General features: G+C 65.8%; 18 protein-coding genes. 8 read left to right on the forward strand and 10 right to left on the reverse strand.

Translation table 11 applies throughout. The features are described from left to right. Positions 1-69: 69 nt before the first annotated feature. The 3 genes from ACSUZC_RS12600 to ACSUZC_RS12610 form a co-directional block, all read right to left on the reverse strand. Positions 70-903, reverse strand: coding sequence for a DUF4436 family protein (locus ACSUZC_RS12600; protein ID WP_439028890.1), 834 nt, complete (start codon positions 901-903; stop codon positions 70-72). Positions 904-1,815: 912 nt separating this feature from the next. Further along, positions 1,816-2,244: a hypothetical protein gene (locus tag ACSUZC_RS12605; protein ID WP_439028891.1), complete on the reverse strand. Its 429-nt coding sequence runs from the start codon at positions 2,242-2,244 to the stop codon at positions 1,816-1,818. Positions 2,245-2,360: 116 nt separating this feature from the next. Continuing rightward, a complete protein-coding gene (locus tag ACSUZC_RS12610; RefSeq protein WP_439028892.1) occupies positions 2,361-3,251 on the reverse strand; it encodes a DUF5996 family protein in 891 nt (296 codons plus the stop codon). 111 nt (positions 3,252-3,362) lie between these two features. On the opposite strand from ACSUZC_RS12610, the gene ACSUZC_RS12615 reads away from it, so the two are divergent. Beyond that, complete coding sequence (locus ACSUZC_RS12615; protein WP_439028893.1) at positions 3,363-3,818, forward strand: PPOX class F420-dependent oxidoreductase; 456 nt, start codon at positions 3,363-3,365, stop codon at positions 3,816-3,818. Between the two features lie 33 nt (positions 3,819-3,851). Here ACSUZC_RS12615 and lppU read toward each other — a convergent pair whose 3' ends face one another. After that, positions 3,852-4,436, reverse strand: a complete 585-nt coding sequence (lppU, locus tag ACSUZC_RS12620; protein WP_439028894.1) for an LppU family putative lipoprotein — start codon at positions 4,434-4,436, stop codon at positions 3,852-3,854. Positions 4,437-4,671: 235 nt separating this feature from the next. Between lppU and ACSUZC_RS12625 the strand changes: the two genes are divergently transcribed. From ACSUZC_RS12625 to ACSUZC_RS12635, 3 genes are all read left to right on the forward strand, one after another. Next, complete coding sequence (locus ACSUZC_RS12625) at positions 4,672-5,028, forward strand: WhiB family transcriptional regulator (RefSeq protein ID WP_439033108.1); 357 nt, start codon at positions 4,672-4,674, stop codon at positions 5,026-5,028. A gap of 120 nt (positions 5,029-5,148) precedes the next feature. After that, positions 5,149-5,991, forward strand: coding sequence for a PE-PPE domain-containing protein (locus ACSUZC_RS12630; RefSeq protein ID WP_439028895.1), 843 nt, complete (start codon positions 5,149-5,151; stop codon positions 5,989-5,991). 105 nt (positions 5,992-6,096) lie between these two features. Then, positions 6,097-6,606: a hypothetical protein gene (locus ACSUZC_RS12635; RefSeq protein WP_439028896.1), complete on the forward strand. Its 510-nt coding sequence runs from the start codon at positions 6,097-6,099 to the stop codon at positions 6,604-6,606. Positions 6,607-6,655: 49 nt separating this feature from the next. On the opposite strand, the gene ACSUZC_RS12640 is transcribed toward ACSUZC_RS12635, so the two are convergent. Next, positions 6,656-7,111 (reverse strand): GNAT family N-acetyltransferase, encoded by a 456-nt coding sequence (locus ACSUZC_RS12640; protein ID WP_439028897.1) that lies wholly within the window; start codon positions 7,109-7,111, stop codon positions 6,656-6,658. A gap of 256 nt (positions 7,112-7,367) precedes the next feature. On the opposite strand from ACSUZC_RS12640, the gene ACSUZC_RS12645 reads away from it, so the two are divergent. Next, positions 7,368-7,661, forward strand: a complete 294-nt coding sequence (locus tag ACSUZC_RS12645; protein WP_439028898.1) for a hypothetical protein — start codon at positions 7,368-7,370, stop codon at positions 7,659-7,661. Between the two features lie 3 nt (positions 7,662-7,664). Here ACSUZC_RS12645 and ACSUZC_RS12650 read toward each other — a convergent pair whose 3' ends face one another. Continuing rightward, positions 7,665-8,144: a MarR family winged helix-turn-helix transcriptional regulator gene (locus tag ACSUZC_RS12650; RefSeq protein ID WP_439033109.1), complete on the reverse strand. Its 480-nt coding sequence runs from the start codon at positions 8,142-8,144 to the stop codon at positions 7,665-7,667. 107 nt (positions 8,145-8,251) lie between these two features. Between ACSUZC_RS12650 and ACSUZC_RS12655 the strand changes: the two genes are divergently transcribed. Beyond that, the gene (locus tag ACSUZC_RS12655) at positions 8,252-10,372 is read left to right on the forward strand and encodes an MMPL family transporter (protein ID WP_439028899.1); all 2,121 of its coding nucleotides are present in this window, start codon (positions 8,252-8,254) and stop codon (positions 10,370-10,372) included. Between the two features lie 159 nt (positions 10,373-10,531). Here ACSUZC_RS12655 and ACSUZC_RS12660 read toward each other — a convergent pair whose 3' ends face one another. From ACSUZC_RS12660 to ACSUZC_RS12675, 4 genes are read right to left on the reverse strand one after another with little or no spacing between them, the layout of a single operon-like run. Continuing rightward, positions 10,532-12,223, reverse strand: coding sequence for an ATP-binding cassette domain-containing protein (locus ACSUZC_RS12660; protein WP_439028900.1), 1,692 nt, complete (start codon positions 12,221-12,223; stop codon positions 10,532-10,534). Further along, positions 12,220-13,125 (reverse strand): ABC transporter permease, encoded by a 906-nt coding sequence (locus ACSUZC_RS12665; RefSeq protein WP_439028901.1) that lies wholly within the window; start codon positions 13,123-13,125, stop codon positions 12,220-12,222. Before ACSUZC_RS12665 ends, ACSUZC_RS12660 begins: the two co-directional genes overlap by 4 nt. 1 nt (position 13,126) lies before the next feature. Beyond that, positions 13,127-14,200, reverse strand: coding sequence for an ABC transporter permease (locus ACSUZC_RS12670; RefSeq protein WP_439028902.1), 1,074 nt, complete (start codon positions 14,198-14,200; stop codon positions 13,127-13,129). Then, on the reverse strand, positions 14,200-15,795 hold the full coding sequence (locus ACSUZC_RS12675) for an ABC transporter substrate-binding protein (protein WP_439028903.1): 1,596 nt from the start codon (positions 15,793-15,795) through the stop codon (positions 14,200-14,202). The genes ACSUZC_RS12670 and ACSUZC_RS12675 overlap by 1 nt, the downstream gene beginning before the upstream one ends. A 251-nt stretch (positions 15,796-16,046) precedes the next feature. On the opposite strand from ACSUZC_RS12675, the gene ACSUZC_RS12680 reads away from it, so the two are divergent. Then, positions 16,047-17,246, forward strand: a complete 1,200-nt coding sequence (locus ACSUZC_RS12680) for a GNAT family N-acetyltransferase (protein ID WP_439028904.1) — start codon at positions 16,047-16,049, stop codon at positions 17,244-17,246. 59 nt (positions 17,247-17,305) lie between these two features. Further along, positions 17,306-18,556 carry an acyl-CoA dehydrogenase family protein gene (locus tag ACSUZC_RS12685; protein WP_439028905.1) on the forward strand — a complete coding sequence of 417 codons (1,251 nt, stop codon included), beginning with the start codon at positions 17,306-17,308 and terminating at the stop codon, positions 18,554-18,556. Positions 18,557-18,558: the final 2 nt, after the last annotated feature.

Consider the following 18,558-nt stretch of genomic DNA (forward strand, 5'->3'; position numbering starts at 1 on the left):
TGATCGATGCATCCGAAGTCTGTCAGACAGCGACCGCGCGCCGTCAGCGAGTGCGGCTCCGGACCCAAGTCAGGGAGCTTGTTTCCACCATGCGATGACGTACAGAGTGAGCGATGCGACGAGACCACCGAGAACCCACAACACCACCGAGTAGTCGACCCACGACCCGAACGGCGGTGTGCCGGGGAAGATGTTGCGCAGGGGTAGCACCGCGAAGAGCATCACCGCGAACCAGGTGACCATCGGAGGCTGAAAGGCCTTGCGGCGCCGAACAGTTTGAATCGACACGAACAGCGTGCAGATCGGCAGGATCACCAGCATCACGCACAGCGCGAGATCGAATGTGAGGGATCCTGCTGTCCTCGACGACGTGATCGTGAATGCATTCCCACCGGCGGCGGTGGTGTCCCCGGCGTTCACATCCCAGCCGATGAGCGAGTCCGTGAACGCCACCTCTGTCGGCAACTCGAGTTCATTCGGACCATACGCCTGCACCGTGACCGAATCCGAAACGTAGCTGTCGAACGGCCAGAGCCTGATGTCGCCATTGCTGTACAACGACACAGGCAATACACCTGGCCGTGTACCGGCGGTGAACGTCAATTCGGTGGCCGAGACCATCGGTGAGACGTCAACGGTCAGGTCCTCTCTGAGTTCTCCCCTGGCGTCGACCAGATCCCGGCCGGGATAAATCGAGACATTGCCTGCGATCTCGAAGGCGGCACCGTTGACGGCGTTGATGTCGAGGTACACCAAGACCTCGTTGGGCGCCGGCCTACGTGGATCCGAATCGTCCCCGGAATCGCCTGCGGCATAAGCCAGCAGCACAGCGATATAGACGATCAGCAGGCCGATGACAATTGCTACGCCCTTGACCCACGCCGGTTTACCGGACTCCGCCATACGCCAGCCTCCACGATCGTCACCGTTCGGCGGCCGTGAAGGGCGCCGGCTGACGGTGAGTGTATCGACTGAAGCTCATGAGGACGATAGATGCTAAGCCTGGCGTCGCATTTCGTCCTCGTTTTGAACCTCCGCAGCGGCGGGCTCTGATCGAGCAGGATCCTCGTCGAGTTGTGCTCGCACTTCGATTAGATGCACATCCACCTGTAGACGTCTACGTTTCACTGACGCAGCGGCTACAGATGGTTCGCAGAACCCGACCGGCCGCTCTTAACCGCTCGATATCTTTCGATTTCTCCCCGAACGATGAAGGAGCCCGCCGACCGGCCTGCAATGTTCGAACTGATCTCTCGCCACGACCTCCTCGAGGGAGCCGGCGAAAATCTGCGCAACACGACCCGCACGTGGGTCGAAGCCCTGCCGAACGCGTGCGCGAAGTCAGGCTCGACGCAGATCAACGACACGTGCTCGCATTGTGGTCCGGCGTCCAGGGAATAGGCGTCATGTTCGGGCGCCGCGGTGCCGACGCCATCGCATCGGAGCAGGTGACGGCGGACTCGATTCTCGCCGTTCTCATCGACGGGACTCTGGGTGTCCGCTAGCAAACGGCGCTCCCGACTTTATGCGGGATTTCCGGCGCGGTGGTCAGGTCGTAGGGGAATCTGCATGAGGCTCCGGTGATTCCCGCCCAGGGCTACTGACCCGCACCTGCAATGCTGCAACCACTGCAGCCACCAACGCGATGATCAAGTAACGATCTCCGAGTTGACGCGCACTGTGATCACCGACGGCGACGATCACGACTGCCACGCCGAGAATGAGCCACGGGAGGGCTCGCGATCCGACCATGCGGGCAATCGTATGTCCAGAGACCCACCGGTAGGAATCGGCGGCGACTGGGCACCACTCGGATCAGCTGTGCCGCTGCGCGACTGTTGCCACGATGATCGCCAACCAAGCCTGTGGCGCCGCCGCGAATAGTCCACCAAACGCTGAGGCATTCCCGGCCAGCGCGGCGACTGCGATGGCGATGTAGACAATCACCATCAGCCACGACGTCGACTTCCGAAGCGAGATCGCAGCGACCACAGCCGGCACAGCACACAGAACGGCAGTCCCGACGAATGGCCATATGCCATAGACCTCGAAGGCCGGTGACCAACACTCGTCCCAGGTCTCGACTCCGCCGGTCGGGCGGTAGACCTGACACTCGGACAAATGGGCAGCACTGTCCACCGCAGCCCAGATGTTGAGCGCAATCCCGGCGAGCGCGATGAACAACCAGGCTGCCCTCAGGTCGACCCTCGAGTCGGGAAGGCCGATCTCGCCACGCCTGCTCACGGATGAAGCCGAGGCATGCAGGCGTCGCGATCAAGCTGTCGCATGCAGCACAACCTACATTCGGTAAACCGTCAGAACTCGGCCCTGCCCCAAGTCACCTGTTCACCGAACAGGCGTCACTCCTCCCAGTGCGCCGTTTCCGCCGCCGCCTGATGGGTCTGCCGGAGGAACTTCAGGACCATCGCGTCCGGGTCCGGGGCTTGTCGCACGAGGTGATAGGGCAGCACGTACTCCCCCAGCGTGCTGTCCCAATGTGCGGGAGCCTCGACCGCCGGATGAGTGTCGTAGCCCTCGGGATGCGGATAGGCGTATGCGTAGAAGGCGCCTTCCTCGGCTCCGCCCGGCCAATAGCCGGCGCTCGAGACCTCATCGCTGTAGGCCTCATGCATGACCCAGTCGGGACAGTTCGGAACGCCCCCTGGGTGCTGCGGAGCGGGCCGTCCCGAGAAACGGGTGACGGCGAGATCGAATGCGCCCCAGAAGAAATGGACGGGCGATGACTTGCCTCGGAACTCGCCGCGGAATTTCGCGAAGACTCGCTGGGCGCTGACGAGCGACCGCCAGAACCGGGTCACGGCCTCTGCGTCATACGACGCGTGCGTGGTGTCGTCGGCGAACGGGGTCGCGTCCGGCAGTTCGACGGGTGTCCCGACGATGTCGATGTCGAACCCGAGCTCACCGAGGTGTCGCGTGTATTCGGCGTAGAAGTCGGCGACGGTACGCGGTTCGAGCGCCATCCGACGACTGCTGCCGTCGGTGACGAGGAACAGGAGTTCGTGTTCGACGAAATCGAAGCGGATCTCGAGACCGCGGGTTCCGACGGCCATCAGCGAGGTGGTGAGCCCTCGTGCGTCGACATACAGCGACACACCCCACCAGTGGTTGACCTCCGGACCGAGCGCGAGGCGAGTCTTCCCGACGATCTGGGTCCACAGCTGCAGCGTGTCCCTGGTGTCGATCCACGACTCGACCGGTAGGGCAGGCCACGCCTCGTAGTGAGTTTCCATGACCTCATGATCCATGACGCGTCAACTCAAGAGGCTGGGCGAACGACATCGCCTGGCTGCGGGGCCGACCGGCACCGGAAGCTTTCGCCGGACCCTGACGTTCGCACGTGTATGTCGACGCCAGCCCACTCTCTCGATCCCGCTCTCGTGTCCATTGTGGCCGAGCATCAAGAGTCCATCTTGATCACGATTCGACGCGATGGTCGCCCGCAGTCGTCGAATGTCATCCACCTGTGGGAGCCCGATACATCGTCGGCGCTCATCTCGGTGACTGCTCCGCGAGCCAAATCCCGGAACGTCGAGCGCGACCCGCGGGTCAGTCTGCACGTGCTGGGCGACGGCTTCTTCTCCGCATACGCGGTGGCGGAGGGCTGGGGCGAATTGAGTCCTGTTGCCGCTCAACCCACCGACTCGACAGTCGATGCACTCGTCGACTGGTACCGCCGGATGCGCGGCGAGGACCACCCGGACTGGGATGACTACCGCGCCGCGATGGTCCGAGAGCAGCGTCGACTGCTCCGGGTTCGCGTCGAGCGGCTCTACGGCATGACTCGCCTACCGCGCTGAGCCCGCCGTGCGAGTAGAGCAGATGTCGCCTACTCACACCTCGGCGACGCAGACCACCAATTTACGTTCGTCGTAGGTGAAGTACTGCGTCGTGCTGTCCGGGCACTGATTCTCGTCGGTGGTGGCGGTCAGGATCTCGAGCACCTTCACGGTGTCGGGCTTACCGGGCGTGCACGGGCTGTGCGTCGGACTGTCGTTGCCCGTGGGAATCGTCATGCACTCGCCCGGCACCCAGTCGATGTCCAGACAGAGTGCCCCCTGCTCACGCCCGCCCACGGTGACGTAATAGGTCTGGTCGACGTCCGATGCGCAGCCGTCCTGCGTGGGCGCCTTGGCGACAACCTTGTAGTTGGCCTCGTTGCTTCCGCAGACCGCGTGGTCGATGTTCGCGTCCAGCATGGTTCCGGAGAGGGTCACGCAGTCGCCGATCTTCGCGTCGAAGTCGACGTCTCCACCTTCGTCGGCCCCGTTCTGCCCGACGACCGCCGAGCTCGCCGATGCACTCGAGGTCGACACAACTGTGCCGCCGTCATCACTGCTACACCCGGACAACACCGCGATCGAACATCCGACGATTCCGATCAGACTCGTCAACCTCACCAATGCCGACACTTCCACCCACCCCTGACATGTATCTCGTTGAACGTCGGCAGGTGTGCGGGACTCGCAGGCGCACTCGGCCGAAAAGGACGATGACGAATGTTGCCCGGCGGTGTGCACTGCCCGCAACCAGGACATTCGATCAACCGACCTACTTCTTCCGCCGGGTCCGGGTGGACCGGGCGTTGCGCCACCCCTCCTTTTCTGACAACATACGTTCTCAGTTGAAAGGGGGGAGTACGTGGGAGCTCCGGTGATCCGCTGTTCTGGTGTCTGCGCGCAAGGGTGCCGCGATCACTCGTGCCAGCCCGACCAGACCGGCGATGCGTCATCCGCGACCGTCACTCCCCCGTGCACCTCCAACCCTGACGCCTGGTTCCCCGACCAGGCTGCTGACGTGCGCAGCGCGGCGAGCCGACATGCGCTCGACCGGTGTATCCGCTGCCCGATCCGATCAGGATGCGCCCGTCTCGCCCTCGACGGCTCCAGCTTCGTCACCGGGATCTGGGCCGGGGTCTACATTCCGCCCGCGGGCAAACAACACTCTGCGCGAACACATGCCCTCAGGCGGTTGCAGACCGTCGGTTATCCCGGTGAAGCCGCGTCCTAGCGGGCCGTAGCCTTTCTCGCAGAAGGTCGTCGTTCTGCGCCCGTCTCTGTCACTGTGGTTTGGAAGCGAATTCGGTGAACGGAACCGATTCGGTACCGGCGACAATCCAGGCGGCAGCAAATGAAAAGAATCTGGTGCATACTTTCGACCTTCGTGCTCGCCGCGGGCCTGGCGAGCTGGACGCCGGCGACAACATATGCGGCGCCCGGTCCCGGCGGTGCGACCGTCCTCACGCTGGACCCGGCATTTCGATCGCTCCCGATGAATTGGCTGCGAGGAGAGCTGTTCGCAGCGCCCAACGAAGTCGTCGAAGTGCCCTACAACAACTTCCCCGGCGCGACCAACACACATCGAGGGCGCGACAAACTCGACGAGATGCTGCATGCCATTCCCGGGCGAAAGATCGTGGTGGGCCACAGTCAGGGCGCACAGGTGCAAGACGACTGGTTGCGCACCTACGGACCCACGAGCGATATCGACCCGGCGACGGTGACGTTCGTGCTGACCGGAGACCTGGAAAGTAAATACAACGGTTGCGCCAACCAGGGTGGTTGCCGAGCCGACTACGGCGGCAACAACTTTCCCGATGACACTCGGTACACCGTCAAAATCGTCGCGCGGCAGTACGACTACTGGGCCGACGCCCCGAATCGCGACCGCCTGAACGACGCCGCAGAGCGCAATCACACCGCGTCGAACTCGTTCGGCGGTCGTGGCGAGAGCCGCCCGGTACACAACGACTACAGCATGATCGGGCTCAACGATCCCGCCAACAAGACGTTCGTCGAAGGCAATGCCACCTACATCCTCGGCGCGCCCGCGACCTACTACCTACCGATGGTGTCTCAGATGTGGACGACCACGGCCCGAAAAGAAGCCGAAGACGCCCGACTCCGCCCGGAAGTCGAGAAAGCGTACGCGCGTCCCATGGGGGCTCCCCCGGCACCACCGGTCGGGAATTGACCGCCACCACCCTTTCCGAGCCGATAACCAAAACGATCTCGTCGTAGTATCGCCCCGATTACCATCGAATCCGACCCTATGCGACCGCGGCAGATCGGAACCGGCGTGAAAAAGACACTGAACTCCCTGTCCGAGAGCGAGTACGTACTGGTCAGGGAGACCAAGAAATCGCAGATGGCCGGTCTCGACGAAGATGGCCTCATCGACCTGCATTCGCGAATACGTCGGGCCCGCAACAAATACGTCACCCTGTACCGCCGTGCGGGTGCGGAGAAGGTGAAATCAAAGGGCGGTCGCGGCAGCGCGAAGGCTGCCAATGTCCGCAATGCCGCGAAGGCGGAGGTGTTCGAGGATGCCCTCAGCCGAGTGAGCCGGCGACTCGCGCGCGTATCCCGCGACGCCGCCCTGGAACTGAAGGCCGAGAGGTTGGCTCGTGCCCGGACCGACGCCCCGGACCTCGGCGATGGTGCCTCAGGAGACGGAAAGGTATCGTCCGCCGGGCGTGCTCGCGTCGACAAGACGCGAGAGTCATCGGGACGAAAGAAGTACGAGGCGTCGACAATCGCGAAAGGCGCAAAACGGCAGGCCAAGAAGGATCGACGCCACGATTCCTAGCGGCCGCGCCCACTCCGTCCTTGCGGAGTCGCCCGAGGAGGCTGAGCAGTCAGCGCATCTGTCGATGCGGAAGACGCAGATGCAACAGCGGGAACGGGCGTCCGTCGGCATCGACAGGTGACCGTCCGACCTGCTCGAATCCGCGGCTCCGGTAGAACGCCACGGCCCCCGGGTTCTGTTCGTTCACATCGACGTCGGTCACGTGGGCGTCGTCGATCGCACGGGCCAGCAACGTGGAGCCGATGCCCTCACCGTGGACGACCGGGTCGACGAACAGCATTTCCAGGCGCCCATCAGAGGTGCCGCTGAAACCGACGACCGTCTCATTGCTCTCGGCAACCATCACCTCGACCGAGGGAAAGAACTCGGTCGCCATGCGACTCGCGTAGCGCTCGACGTCGGACGGGGCGAGGAAGTGGTGGGTCGCTTCGACCGCCGCACGCCAGACGGCGACGAGGCGGTCGGTGTTTTCGGGTTCAGCCGGCCGCACGATCACGTCGGTCATGCTCGACCGACTGTTCGGGGTGCGGGCCCAGTGTCGCGAGAAGGCATGTTGCGCAGAGTAGTTGGAGTGCGCGAGGACAGGCAAACCGATTCTTGGGCGCGTCGCGGCGATGGGGCCGCCCACTCAGTTCATCAGATGACATCCGGGCCGATGTCGGGTTTCCTCCTGCGCTCCAGGTCGTCGACGCACCATCATGGTCCCCGACGGATCGCGTCCCCACCCGGGGACGCGTCGACAACGAACGGGGGTTGTACACATGCTCGAGATTCGCGGCCTGTCCAATGAGACGGTGGTCCTGGACGGCGAGTGGTTCGAGAAGCTGCGAGGCGGCACATCCAAGACCCGGCTCCCGGCATCGTCGTTCGTCTCCGCGGATGTGCAGGACATCGATCGACGTAAGAAGTTGTTCGGCAGCGAACGCGAGCAGCTGCTGCAGGTGACCTTCACCTTCTCCCGTCCACCGTTCGTCGGCCTGATGACGTCGGCGGAGAATCGAAGCAAGGTCGAAGCGCTGATTGCCGGGCTCGAGGCCGCCCGCGACGCAAGCTGAGGGCTAGGCGGGACGGTCTTCTCCCCCGCCCCGCGGGCGGCCCGATACCGGGTCCTCGCTGCGGCGCTGTTGCGCGCGGATCAGCTCGAGCAGCAGACGTCGAAGCTGCGGCTCCGACTCCCCGATAGCCGCGATCAGATCAGGATCGGACCGTTCGCGTTCGAGCAGGGCGTGGTACACATCCGTTCCGGCCTGCGTCGCGCTGACGTGCTTGCGGCGCTCATCGCGTGAATCCACCTGCCGAAGCACATAACCCATGCGTTCGAGTCGCTCAATCGTGCGACTCGCCGTCTGATCGGTGACTCGTGCGTGTTTGGCGATCTCCCGCTGAGTTGCGGGGCCGGTCGACAGCACGTGCAGCACGACGAGACCGGCGCTGGAGATGTCGTACTCCCGGAGCACACCTTCCCAGGCATGCTCGACCATCCGCGCCGCGGCCGACAAGAGGCGACCCGTCGGCCACCCATCCATCCCGTCGTTCATCTGACCTGCCGATTCCCTGTTCCGCCCGACGCTGACTTGCATTTGTTCAGCCTGCTGAACATCATGGTGCTGTCCGACGCCTGCCGCACACAAGGAACGGAAGCCCAGTGAACTCACGCACCTCAGACCGACGAGTCAGTCGTCTGCGATGGATTCTGCCAGCACTGTTCATCATCGGATGGCTGGCGGTGGGTGCTACAGGCGGACCGTTCGCCGGCAAGCTCGGGGATGTCCAGGCCAACGACAACACGTCGTTCCTGCCGGCGTCGGCGGAGGCGACCGAGGTGTCGCAACTCGAGGCGGACTTCGTCGATTCCACCGAGATCCCCGCGGTCGTCGTCGCCGAGCGTGGCACCGGGGTCACCGACGCGGATCTCGCCTTCGTGTCCGATGCCGTCGCGAAGGTGGCCGGAACGTCCGGGATCGCCGAGCGAACGTCCCCGCCGATCCGCTCCCAGGACGGCCAGGCGATCCAGCTCATCGTGCCCGTCGACTCGGCCGGTGAGGTGTCCGAGAGCGTCGAGGCACTGCGCGAACCGCTCTCATCCGGAGCGCCGGGTGGACTCTCGGTGTTCGTCACCGGACCCGCCGGCACCGCCGGCGACCTGACCACGGCCTTCGGCGGGATCGACGGGCTGCTCCTGCTGGTTGCAGGTGCGGTGGTGATCTTGATCCTCATCGTCGTCTATCGCAGCCCGATCCTGCCGTTCGTCGTGATCGTGTCGGCTGTGTTCGCGCTCGGCCTCGCCAGCCTCCTCGTCTACGTCCTGGCGTCGAACGACGTCATCACATTGAACGGTCAGAGCCAGGGCATTCTGTTCATCCTGGTCTTCGGTGCCGCAACGGATTACGCCCTTCTCCTGGTATCTCGATATCGCGAGGAACTCCGCCTGACCGACGACAAGTACGACGCCATGAAGGCCGCGTGGCGCGCCACGCTGGAACCGGTCGCGGCCTCTGCGGGAACGGTGATCGCGGGCGTCCTCTGCCTGCTGCTGTCCGACCTGAACTCCAACCGGGGACTCGGACCGGTGGCCGCGATCGGCATCGCCGCGTCGTTCCTCGCCTCGATGACCTTCCTGCCCGCGGCACTCACCCTGCTGGGCCGCACCGCGTTCTGGCCGAAGCGCCCAGTCGCCGATCCGGATTCCGGGCGACGCGACGATGGTCATCGGTTCTGGGGTGCGCTCGCATCACGGATCGGCCGGCACCCTCGGCGGTTCTGGGTGGCGACAACTTTACTTCTCGTGCTGTTCGCTCTGTTCCTCCCCCAGTTCCGTGCCGACGGTGTCGCCCAATCCGACACCTTCCTCCTACCGGTGGAATCGCAGGAGGGACAGCGGGTTCTGACCGCACACTTCGACGCCGGGGACGGTTCGCCCGCGGTCATCATCGCCAACGACGACTCGCTACAACAGGTGCGGGCGGCGGCCACCGGCGTCGAGGGCGTCGCCGAGGTCGCCCCGGTCACGTCGAACGGTGCCCCCACGATCGTCGACGGGCGAATTGCCCTGCAGGCCACCCTCACCGATCCCGCCGACTCCCTGGCCGCCGAGGAAACCATCGAACGGTTACGCGACGCGGTACGCGGCGTCGACGGCGCCGACGCGCTGGTGGGTGGCCCGACGGCCGTCGATCTCGACACCAAGACCACCGCGATCCATGACCGCAACCTGATCATCCCCATCGTCAGCGTCGTGGTGCTCCTGATCCTGTGTGCGCTGCTGCGCTCCATCGTCGCGCCGGTGCTGCTCATGGCCACGGTGATCCTGTCTTTCGCCGCGACACTGGGCATCTCGTCGATCGTCTTCAACCACATCCTGGGATTCCCCGGCGCAGACCCGGTTGTGCCGCTGTTCGCGTTCGTCTTCCTCGTCGCGCTCGGTATCGACTACAACATCTTCCTGATGACCAGGGTCCGTGAAGAAGCGCTCCAGATCGGCACGCGCCGAGGCGTTCTCCGCGGACTCACCGTCACCGGTGGCGTCATCACCTCCGCGGGTGTCGTTCTCGCCGCCACGTTCTCGGCACTCGCGGTCATTCCGTTGATCTTCCTGGCTCAGATCGCGTTCATCGTCGCGTTCGGTGTCCTGCTCGATGCCCTGATCGTGCGGACCCTGCTGGTCCCCGCCCTCGTGTACGACATCGGCCGGCCCGTCTGGTGGCCGAGCACGCTGGCGAAGAAGGCGGACGACCCCGACACTGCGCCGCTACCCCCTGCGCCCTGATCCGAGATAGTCCGCACGATGTCTCGCGCCCGGTTGCTCAGTTGTTGACTGACAGACTTCACCTCGACCGGTGGACTTCGATCGAGGTCTATCGGTCGAGGTGAAGTCTGTCGGTCGCGGGTGGTTCAGCGGGCCCCTCGCATGGCGGTCTTTCGTGCTTCAGACGACGGCCACCCCGCCCGGCGCGGCGGGCCGCGGCGGCAGCACCGCGTCGACGAGACGACGTGTGACCGGATCGCGGTCCGGGGCACGGAAGTCACGCGCCTCGAACCGGTCGACGACCCGCCCCCCGTCCAGAACCACCACGTCGTCGGCGAAAGCCTGTACGACGGCGAGGTCATGGGCGATGAGCACGTAGTCGACCGATGTCGTCGAACGCAGGTCGGCGAGGAGTTCGAGGATCTCGTCCTGAGTCGTGACGTCCAGGGCCGACGTCGGTTCGTCCAGGATCACCAGCGCCGGCTCGACCCCGAGCGCCCGGGCGATGCCGACCCGCTGGCGCTGTCCGCCGGAGAGCTGATGTGGATACCGGTCGCCGATGACGGCGGGATCGAGTCCGACCAGATCGAGCAGCTCGTCGGTACGCCTCCGCGCCGCCGGGCCGGAAGCGACGCCGAGCCGGCTGATGGGTCGGGCGATCTGCTCGCTCACCCGGATGCGCGGGTTCAATGCGCTTCCGTGATCCTGGAACACCAGTTGGACGTGGCGTGCGCGTTCGGCGCGCCGCAGCCTCGAGATCTCGATCTCGACCCCGTCGCGATGGATGGTCGCCGATCCCCGGGAGGTCGATTCGATCCCGGCCAGAATGCGGGCGAGCGTGGACTTCCCGGACCCGGACTCCCCGATCAGCCCGAGTGTGCGTCCGCGGTCCACCCGGATCGACACGTCGTCCAAGGCGGTGAAGTCCTCGGTCCGCCCGCCGGTCGCGGTGAACACCTTCGACACCCCGGAGATCACCGCGGCCGGGGCGGTGGCGGCTCTGGATTTCTCGCGCTCGCCGAGGTGGGCGTCGGCGGAGAGTTCGGGAACCGCGGAGATGAGCCTGCGGGTGTACTCGTGTTGCGGAGCTCCGAGCAGTTCGGCGGTGGCGCCGTACTCCACGAGACGGCCGTAGCGGAGAACCGCGACCGAGTCACTCAGCCGTGCGACGACGCCGAAGTCGTGGGTCACCAGCAGCACCGCGATGCCGAGCTCGCGGCGCAGGCCGTCGATGAGGTCCAGGATGTGGACCGAGAGGGTCGGGTCGAGTGCGGTCGTCGGCTCGTCGGCGATCAACAGATCGGGTTCGGGCAGGCAGGCCGCGGCGATCATGACTCGCTGCCGCATTCCGCCGCTGAGCTGATGCGGGTAGCTGCCCAGGACGCGACGGGCATCGTGGATACCCACGCGTGCCAGCCAGTCCGCGGCCAGTTCGCGTGCGTCCGCCCTGCTCGACCGACGATGCAGTCTGATCAACTCGACCAACTGGTTGCCGATCGTGAACGACGGGTCGAACGAGGTCGCCGGATTCTGGAAGATGGTCCCGATCCTCCTGCCGCGCAGTGTGTTCAGTTCACGTTCCGGCGCGCCGACGATCTGCCGCCCGTCCAGTGAGATCGATCCGGTCACCTCCGGCCGGGCACTCGCCGGCAGCAGACCGGCGATCGCGGACGCGGTGACGCTCTTGCCCGATCCCGACTCCCCGACGAGTGCCAGGACATGGTTGGTGGGTAGGTCGAGACTCAGGTCGGTGACGGCGTCCACGCCACCGTCGCGGTGGGGGAAGCGAACCGACAAGTGCTCGACGCGCAGTAGCGACGCGGCGCCGGACTCCGTGGTGCGCGTCGCGACATCGTCGTGGGTGGCAGTCATGATCGAGGGCTCCATCGCGGGTCGAGTACGTCTCGCAGTCCGTCGCCGAGCCAGTTGAATGCCAGGCCGACGACGAGGATCGCGATACCCGGGACGATGGCCACGAACGGGCTTCCCGAGATCAGCACCTTGGCACCCTCGGCGACCATTCGGCCCCAGTCGGGGGTCGGTGGCTGGACGCCGATGCCGAGCGCACTGAGACTCGATGCCAGCACGATCAGGATTCCGATCAGACTGGTCCAGTAGACGATGATGGTGGCGCCGACGTTCGGCAGGATCTCCGACCGCAGGACCGTCCACGACGACGCTCCCAGACCGACTGCGGCATCGACGTATTCGAGTTCACGCTGCCGACGCGTCTCAGCGTGCACGATGCGCGTCACGTAGGGGACCGCGGCGAATACCACAGCAGCGGCCACCACCCACACCCCCATGCCGATCACCTCGGCCAGTGCGAACGCGACGATGACGACGGGGAAGGCGAACAGGATGTCGACGATGCGCATGACCCCAGAGGACAGCCACGACCGCGACCAACCGGTGAGCAGGCCGATGACCGAACCGATGACGACGGCGACCGAGGTGGCGATCGCGGTCGGCACGATCGTCGCCCGACCACCCCAGATGAGGCGGCTCACGATGTCGCGACCCTGCTCGTCGGTACCGAACAGATGACCCTCGGTGCCCGGTGTCAGGTACCGCGACGCCGGGTCGCCGACCGTCGGGTCGTGGGGGGCGATCCACGGCGCCAGCACCGACACGACGATCACCACCGCCAGTACCGACACCGCGACGACGAGTTGCCGGTGATGGGTCCATGCAGGCCGGCGCCGCCTTTGACGGGCCGGGACCGGGGTGGCGACGTCGGCAGTGCGGTCGATGGATTCGTCGGACAGGGTCACGTCAGCTCCTCAGCCGTGGATCGAGTAGGTCGCCGAGAACGTCGGTGACGAGGTTGACGAGGACGAAGACGACGGTGACCAACATGACGCCGCCCTGGATCACTGGATAGTCGTGTGCGCTGATCGCGTTCATCAGATCGGTGCCGACGCCGGGCCAGCTGAAGACGAACTCGACGAACACCGCACCGCTGAGCAGCGTCCCGATCTCGAGTCCGGTGGTGGTGACGATGATCGGCGCGACATTGCGCCCCACGTGCTTGACCAGGATCCGCCGGCGCGGCACGCCCTGACTACGCAGGGTACGGATGTAGTCCGACTCCATGCTCTCGATGACGCCGGCACGGGCGAAGCGCGCCAGGATCAGCATGGAGATGAGTGCGGCGGAGAATGCCGGGAGGATGAGGTGATGGATCAGGTCACCGGCTCCCCCGCTCCCGGAAGCGTCCCGCATCCCGGTGGCGGGCAACACCTTCCACTCCAGGGCGAACAGCCAGATCAGCAACAGCCCGAACCAGTACACCGACAGGTTGGAGCCGATCTGTACCAGCAGCATGATCGCGCGGTCGACGAACCTGTTGTGGTTCAGCGCGGCGATGGTGCCGATCAGCACCCCGAAGACAACCGAGACCACAACTGCAGCCGCAGTGAGGACCAGAGTGTTGCCGAATGCCGTGCCCAAGGTGTCGAACACCCTCGAGCCGTTGATGATCGAGCGGCCACCACCGTCGGTGAACAAACTCGACACCCACGTGAGGTACTGGGCCACCACACCGTCGTTCAGTCCGTAGGCCTCCTGCAGATCGGCCACCGCGTCGGGCGGGAGCACCCCGTGCAGGCTCGCCTTGATCGGATCACCCGGACTGGCCTTGCCGAGCACGAAGACCAGGATCGAGATGACGAACAGCACCGGCACGAGCAACAGGACTCGGCCTGAGATCCGGAGCGCGAGGCGATGCCTTCGGGTCGCACGACGGAGCGTGACCCAGCGACCCGGCCGCCCCTCCCCCGGCTCGCCGCGTTGCGCCGGCGGACCGGGCCGTGCGGCGGCCTCGTTCGTGAGCAGTGTCGTCGACATCAGCCTTCCTTCGACACCGGACCGAGGTCATACCAGTTCGTGTTCGGCCAGACGAATCCGCGGACCTGCGGCGAGATGGCGTAGTAGCGAGTGAAGTTCACCGTCGGTATCACCGCATGATCGGCGGCGATGACCTTGTCGGCGTTCTGCCAGTTCGCGATCCGCACAGCGGGATCGGCGGTGTAGCGTGCCGCGTCGAGGGCACGGGTGATCGCCGGGTAGTCGACGTAGCGCTCGCCGCCGTTGGCGACGACGGTCGAGTTGAACCCCTCGAGCGCCCATTCCGGGTAGGTGCCGCCGTACTCGCCGAGGTGGAAACCGTCGTCGGGCTGCGGGTTGGAGATGCGTGACGAGTAGTTGCCGCGCTCGAGTGCGACGACCGGCGCGTTGATCCCGACGGCCTTCAGGTTCGCCGAGATGGCCTCTGCCTCTGGCTGACCCGCGAGGTCGGCGATGATGTTGAACGACACCTGACCGCTTCCGACTCCGGCGCCGGCGAGCACCGCCCGTGCACGCTCGGGATCGTAGGAGTAGTTCCGGAGGTTCGCGTCGTACGCCTCGTTGCCGGGGTTGAGGAACGACCACAACGGCTGGGCGTGACCGGAGTAGATGTTGTCGGCGAGACTCTGCCGGTCGATGGCGAGCGAGACCGCCTCGCGCACCGATGGGTTCTGCGCCCACCGGTTTTCGAAGAGGAATGACACGTAGTCCAGTTGCGCCCCAGTGCCCTTCGGCACCACCGCTCCCTTCCGTTCGAGCAGCTCGACATCGGTCGGCTGCACTCGGGTGAGGATGTCGATCTCCCCACTCTGGAACGCTGCGAGCCTGCTCTGGTTGTTCGGGATGGTCCGGAACACCAGGCGCTTGAGCGAGGGACTCTCACCCCAGTAGCCGTCGAAACGATCGAGCGTGATGTGGTCGTTGATCTTGCGCTCGACGAATCGATACGGCCCTGTGCCGGTCGGATGTTCGGACAGGCCGTCGTTGCCGTACTGCCGCAGGGCTGCGGGGCTGAAGATCAGCGGCGACCCGATGGACTGGGCGAGCAGACGGGGAAAGCCCAGATACGGCCGGTTGAAGGTGAACTCGTAAGTGTGATCGTCGACGATGCGGGTGCCCTTGAGGTCGTTGAAGCGCGCCTTGAGCATCGCGGCGCTCTTCTCGTCATAGAACTCGAAGCCGGGGTCGGAGAACCTTTTGACGTTGAAGTCGAGTGCGGCGGCGTCGAAGTCCGTTCCATCGTGGAACTTCACTCCGCGGCGGAGATCGAATGTCCAGGTGCTGGCGTCGGGACTGTGTCGCCACGCCGTCGCGAGGCCCGGGGCCAACTCCGTCACGCCCTGGTCGCTCGACAGCACCTCCTGCACAAGCGGCTCGTAGATGTTGCGTGACGCACGGAAGGTCTCCCAGAAGTACTCCCGCTGCGGGTCGATTGCCGTCGGTTCCGTGTAGAGCCCCACCACCAGGGTGTCGGAGGGATTCTTCGAGGCGATCGAATTGCCTCCTCCTCCGCCGCAGGCGGTCGCGATGACGGCAACCGACAGTGCCAGGGCGGCAGCGATGACGCCGCGACGGCGGATCCGTTCGATGAGCATGGTGCTGTGGCCGTTCTACGAAGGGGGTGCGCCGGCGATCGCCTGCCCACGTCGGGGCACGACCCTACGGGCCCGGCGCGTCATCCGGCATCTCTTCGGTTCAGCGTGATCCGATGTCGGACAACAGGAATAGTCACCCTCGTCGAGCGCTCAGATTCGGTTGCCGCACAGTTTGATTCCCGTCCGGCGCGATGAAATCTCGGCGCGCGAAACGATCGATTTCCGTCGCCCGCACGCCGATACTCGTGCGAGTGACCCTCGAGTTCCGGAACCTGTCGACGCCAGCGGAAGTGAGGTCGGCGCTCAGCACCTTCTTCCGATCCATGGTGGGATTACCGCCGTTGACACTCGACGCCACCACGATCACCGATCCCGGGCGCTACATCGGCGCTCTCGACGACGGCCGGGTGATCGGCGGAACCGACTCCTATGGCGGCTATCTCGTCGTCCCCGGTGGTGCTCGTGTCTCCCACGCCGCGGTGACGCATGTCGGCGTGCTGCCGACACACCGGCGCCGCGGGGTGCTGAGCCGGCTGCTCGCGGCGCAGTTCGACGACCTCGCACGGCGCGGGGAGATCGTCGCGACGCTGCGGGCGTCGGAGGCCGTCATCTACGAGCGGTTCGGCTACGGGGTGGCGAGCAGCGTCCGCTCGGTTCGGGTGGATGCGCGGCGTGCCCGGTTGCGGACCACGCAGCCGGAGGGCGGCCCGGTCGACCTCCTCGACGACGCGGTGACCACCACCCGGTTGAGAGACATCGCCGGGCGCGTGGAGTCACCGGGTTCCATCGGGCTCCCGGAGCCGTGGTGGGAACTCCAGCGTCTGCGCCGTGCCGCTGACCCGGCCTCCGTCCACGTCGTGGTGCACCGCACCGGAGACGTCGACGATGGCTTCGTCATCTACCGTCCTGAGGACTCCGAGCACTGGTTCGAGAGCAACGAACGCAGGATCACGGTCACCGACTTCGTCGCCACGGACGACGCCGCACGGGCCGGCCTGTGGCGACACCTGCTCTCGCTCGACCTCGTGGACGTCATCGACGTCGCAGCCGTGGCACTCGACGACCCGATCGTGCTGGCGGTCGACGACCGTCGGTCGCTGACGCTCGGGCCCGAACGCGACGAGACCTGGCTCCGCCTCATCGACGTCGAGGCGGCGCTCGGTGCACGAACATATGCCGAAGAAGACCCGGTGAGCGTCGCCGTCGTCGATCCGCAACTGCCGTCGAACTCCGGCGTCTACGAGATCGCCTCGAAGTCGGTGCGGCGCACCGACGCGCGGCCGGATGTCACGGTCGACGTGTCCGCGCTGGGTGCCACCTATCTCGGCGGCACCCGGTGGCGCCAACTTGCGGCGGTCGGCCGGGTCACCGTGCACCGGGACGACGCGATCCGTCGTCTCGACGTGCTGTTCGGCACCGACCGGTTGCCCTTCTCCGGGACCTCGTTCTGAGCCCTGCGCCGACTCCTCAACCGATCCCCGAAAATTCTCGACAAGAAAGCAGTGAGCACATGACCGACACCGCGGCGCCGACCGCGCCGGTGTATCTGCAGCCCGCCACGGCCACCGACGCCGAACTGGACGAACGTTTCGCACCGATCTTCGAACGCATCGCCGCGGGAAACGTCGACCGCGAACGCCGCCGCGAATTCGCCCACGACCAGGTGTCGTGGCTCAAGGCCGCAGGTCTGGGGCGGATCCGGATCCCCGTCGAGAAGGGCGGGCTGGGGGCATCGCTGGAACAGACCTTCGCGATCCTGGCTGCACTCGCCGAGGCCGATGCCAACGTGGCCCACGTCTGGCGTAACCACCTCGCTTTCGTCGAGGACCGACTCAACGCACCGCAATCGGCCGCCAACGACCGGTGGCTCGACAGATTCCTGGCCGGCGAGTTCGTGGGCGGCGGATGGACGGAGGCGGGCAACGGCACCCTCGCCGCGATGGCCACGACCATCCGCCCCGACGGCGACGACTACCGGGTCACCGGGGCGAAGTTCTACGCGACCGGCAGCCTGTTCGCCGACTGGCTCGACGTCATCGGCCGCACCGACGACGGCGCACTGCTCACCGCCCTCGTCCGTCGTGACCACCCGGGTGTCGAACTCGTCGACGACTGGACCGGATTCGGGCAACAGACCACCGCGAGCGGCAGCGCGAACTACATCGACGTGCCCGCCGACGACGGGGACGTGTTCCCGGTTGACGAGCGATTCGTGTACCAGGGGCACTTCTACCAGGTCGCGATACTCGCGGTCCTGACCGGGATCATCCGTGCCGCCTTGCGCGACGGCGTGACCGCCCTGCGCGCACGCGGACGCAACTATCCCCAGGGCCTCGACCCGGTGCCGGCGTCGGATCCCCAGCTGCTGCAGGTCATCGGGAGTGTGTCGGCCCACGGATTCGCCGCGGAAGCGGCCCTGCGGCAGACCGCTCTCGAGTTGGACCGCCTCGCCCTCGCGCACGCTGCCGGCGATGCCGACGAGCGCGCACTGCGTATCCGGACCTCCCAGGTGGCCACCGACCAGGCCCAGCTGGTGATCATCGACGCCGCGCTCGACGCCACGACCACCGTGTTCGACGCACTCGGGGCGTCGGGGGTGTCGACAACCACGCTGCTCGATCGGCATTGGCGCAACGCGCGAACCCTCGCATCGCACAACCCGCGCGTCTACAAGGCACGCATCCTCGGGGACTGGGTGGTGAACGGCACCGATCCGGTACCCAACCTCTTCGCCGCCGGTCGCGGCGGACAGGGCAACTGACG

The organism is Gordonia terrae, assembly GCF_051789125.1.
Classification (GTDB): Bacteria; Actinomycetota; Actinomycetes; order Mycobacteriales; family Mycobacteriaceae; genus Gordonia; species Gordonia terrae_A.

What these genes read in the sequence shown, in the direction of transcription:
- ACSUZC_RS12600 (WP_439028890.1), bottom strand. Translation starts at nt 903, where the DNA reads ATGGCGGAGTCCGGTAAACCGGCGTGGGTCAAGGGCGTAGCAATTGTC.
- ACSUZC_RS12610 (WP_439028892.1), bottom strand. Translation starts at nt 3,251, where the DNA reads ATGGAAACTCACTACGAGGCGTGGCCTGCCCTACCGGTCGAGTCGTGG.
- ACSUZC_RS12615 (WP_439028893.1), top strand. Translation starts at nt 3,363, where the DNA reads ATGTCGACGCCAGCCCACTCTCTCGATCCCGCTCTCGTGTCCATTGTG.
- ACSUZC_RS12630 (WP_439028895.1), top strand. Translation starts at nt 5,149, where the DNA reads ATGAAAAGAATCTGGTGCATACTTTCGACCTTCGTGCTCGCCGCGGGC.
- ACSUZC_RS12640 (WP_439028897.1), bottom strand. Translation starts at nt 7,111, where the DNA reads ATGACCGACGTGATCGTGCGGCCGGCTGAACCCGAAAACACCGACCGC.
- ACSUZC_RS12645 (WP_439028898.1), top strand. Translation starts at nt 7,368, where the DNA reads ATGCTCGAGATTCGCGGCCTGTCCAATGAGACGGTGGTCCTGGACGGC.
- ACSUZC_RS12650 (WP_439033109.1), bottom strand. Translation starts at nt 8,144, where the DNA reads ATGAACGACGGGATGGATGGGTGGCCGACGGGTCGCCTCTTGTCGGCC.
- ACSUZC_RS12660 (WP_439028900.1), bottom strand. Translation starts at nt 12,223, where the DNA reads ATGACTGCCACCCACGACGATGTCGCGACGCGCACCACGGAGTCCGGC.
- ACSUZC_RS12670 (WP_439028902.1), bottom strand. Translation starts at nt 14,200, where the DNA reads ATGTCGACGACACTGCTCACGAACGAGGCCGCCGCACGGCCCGGTCCG.
- ACSUZC_RS12675 (WP_439028903.1), bottom strand. Translation starts at nt 15,795, where the DNA reads ATGCTCATCGAACGGATCCGCCGTCGCGGCGTCATCGCTGCCGCCCTG.
- ACSUZC_RS12685 (WP_439028905.1), top strand. Translation starts at nt 17,306, where the DNA reads ATGACCGACACCGCGGCGCCGACCGCGCCGGTGTATCTGCAGCCCGCC.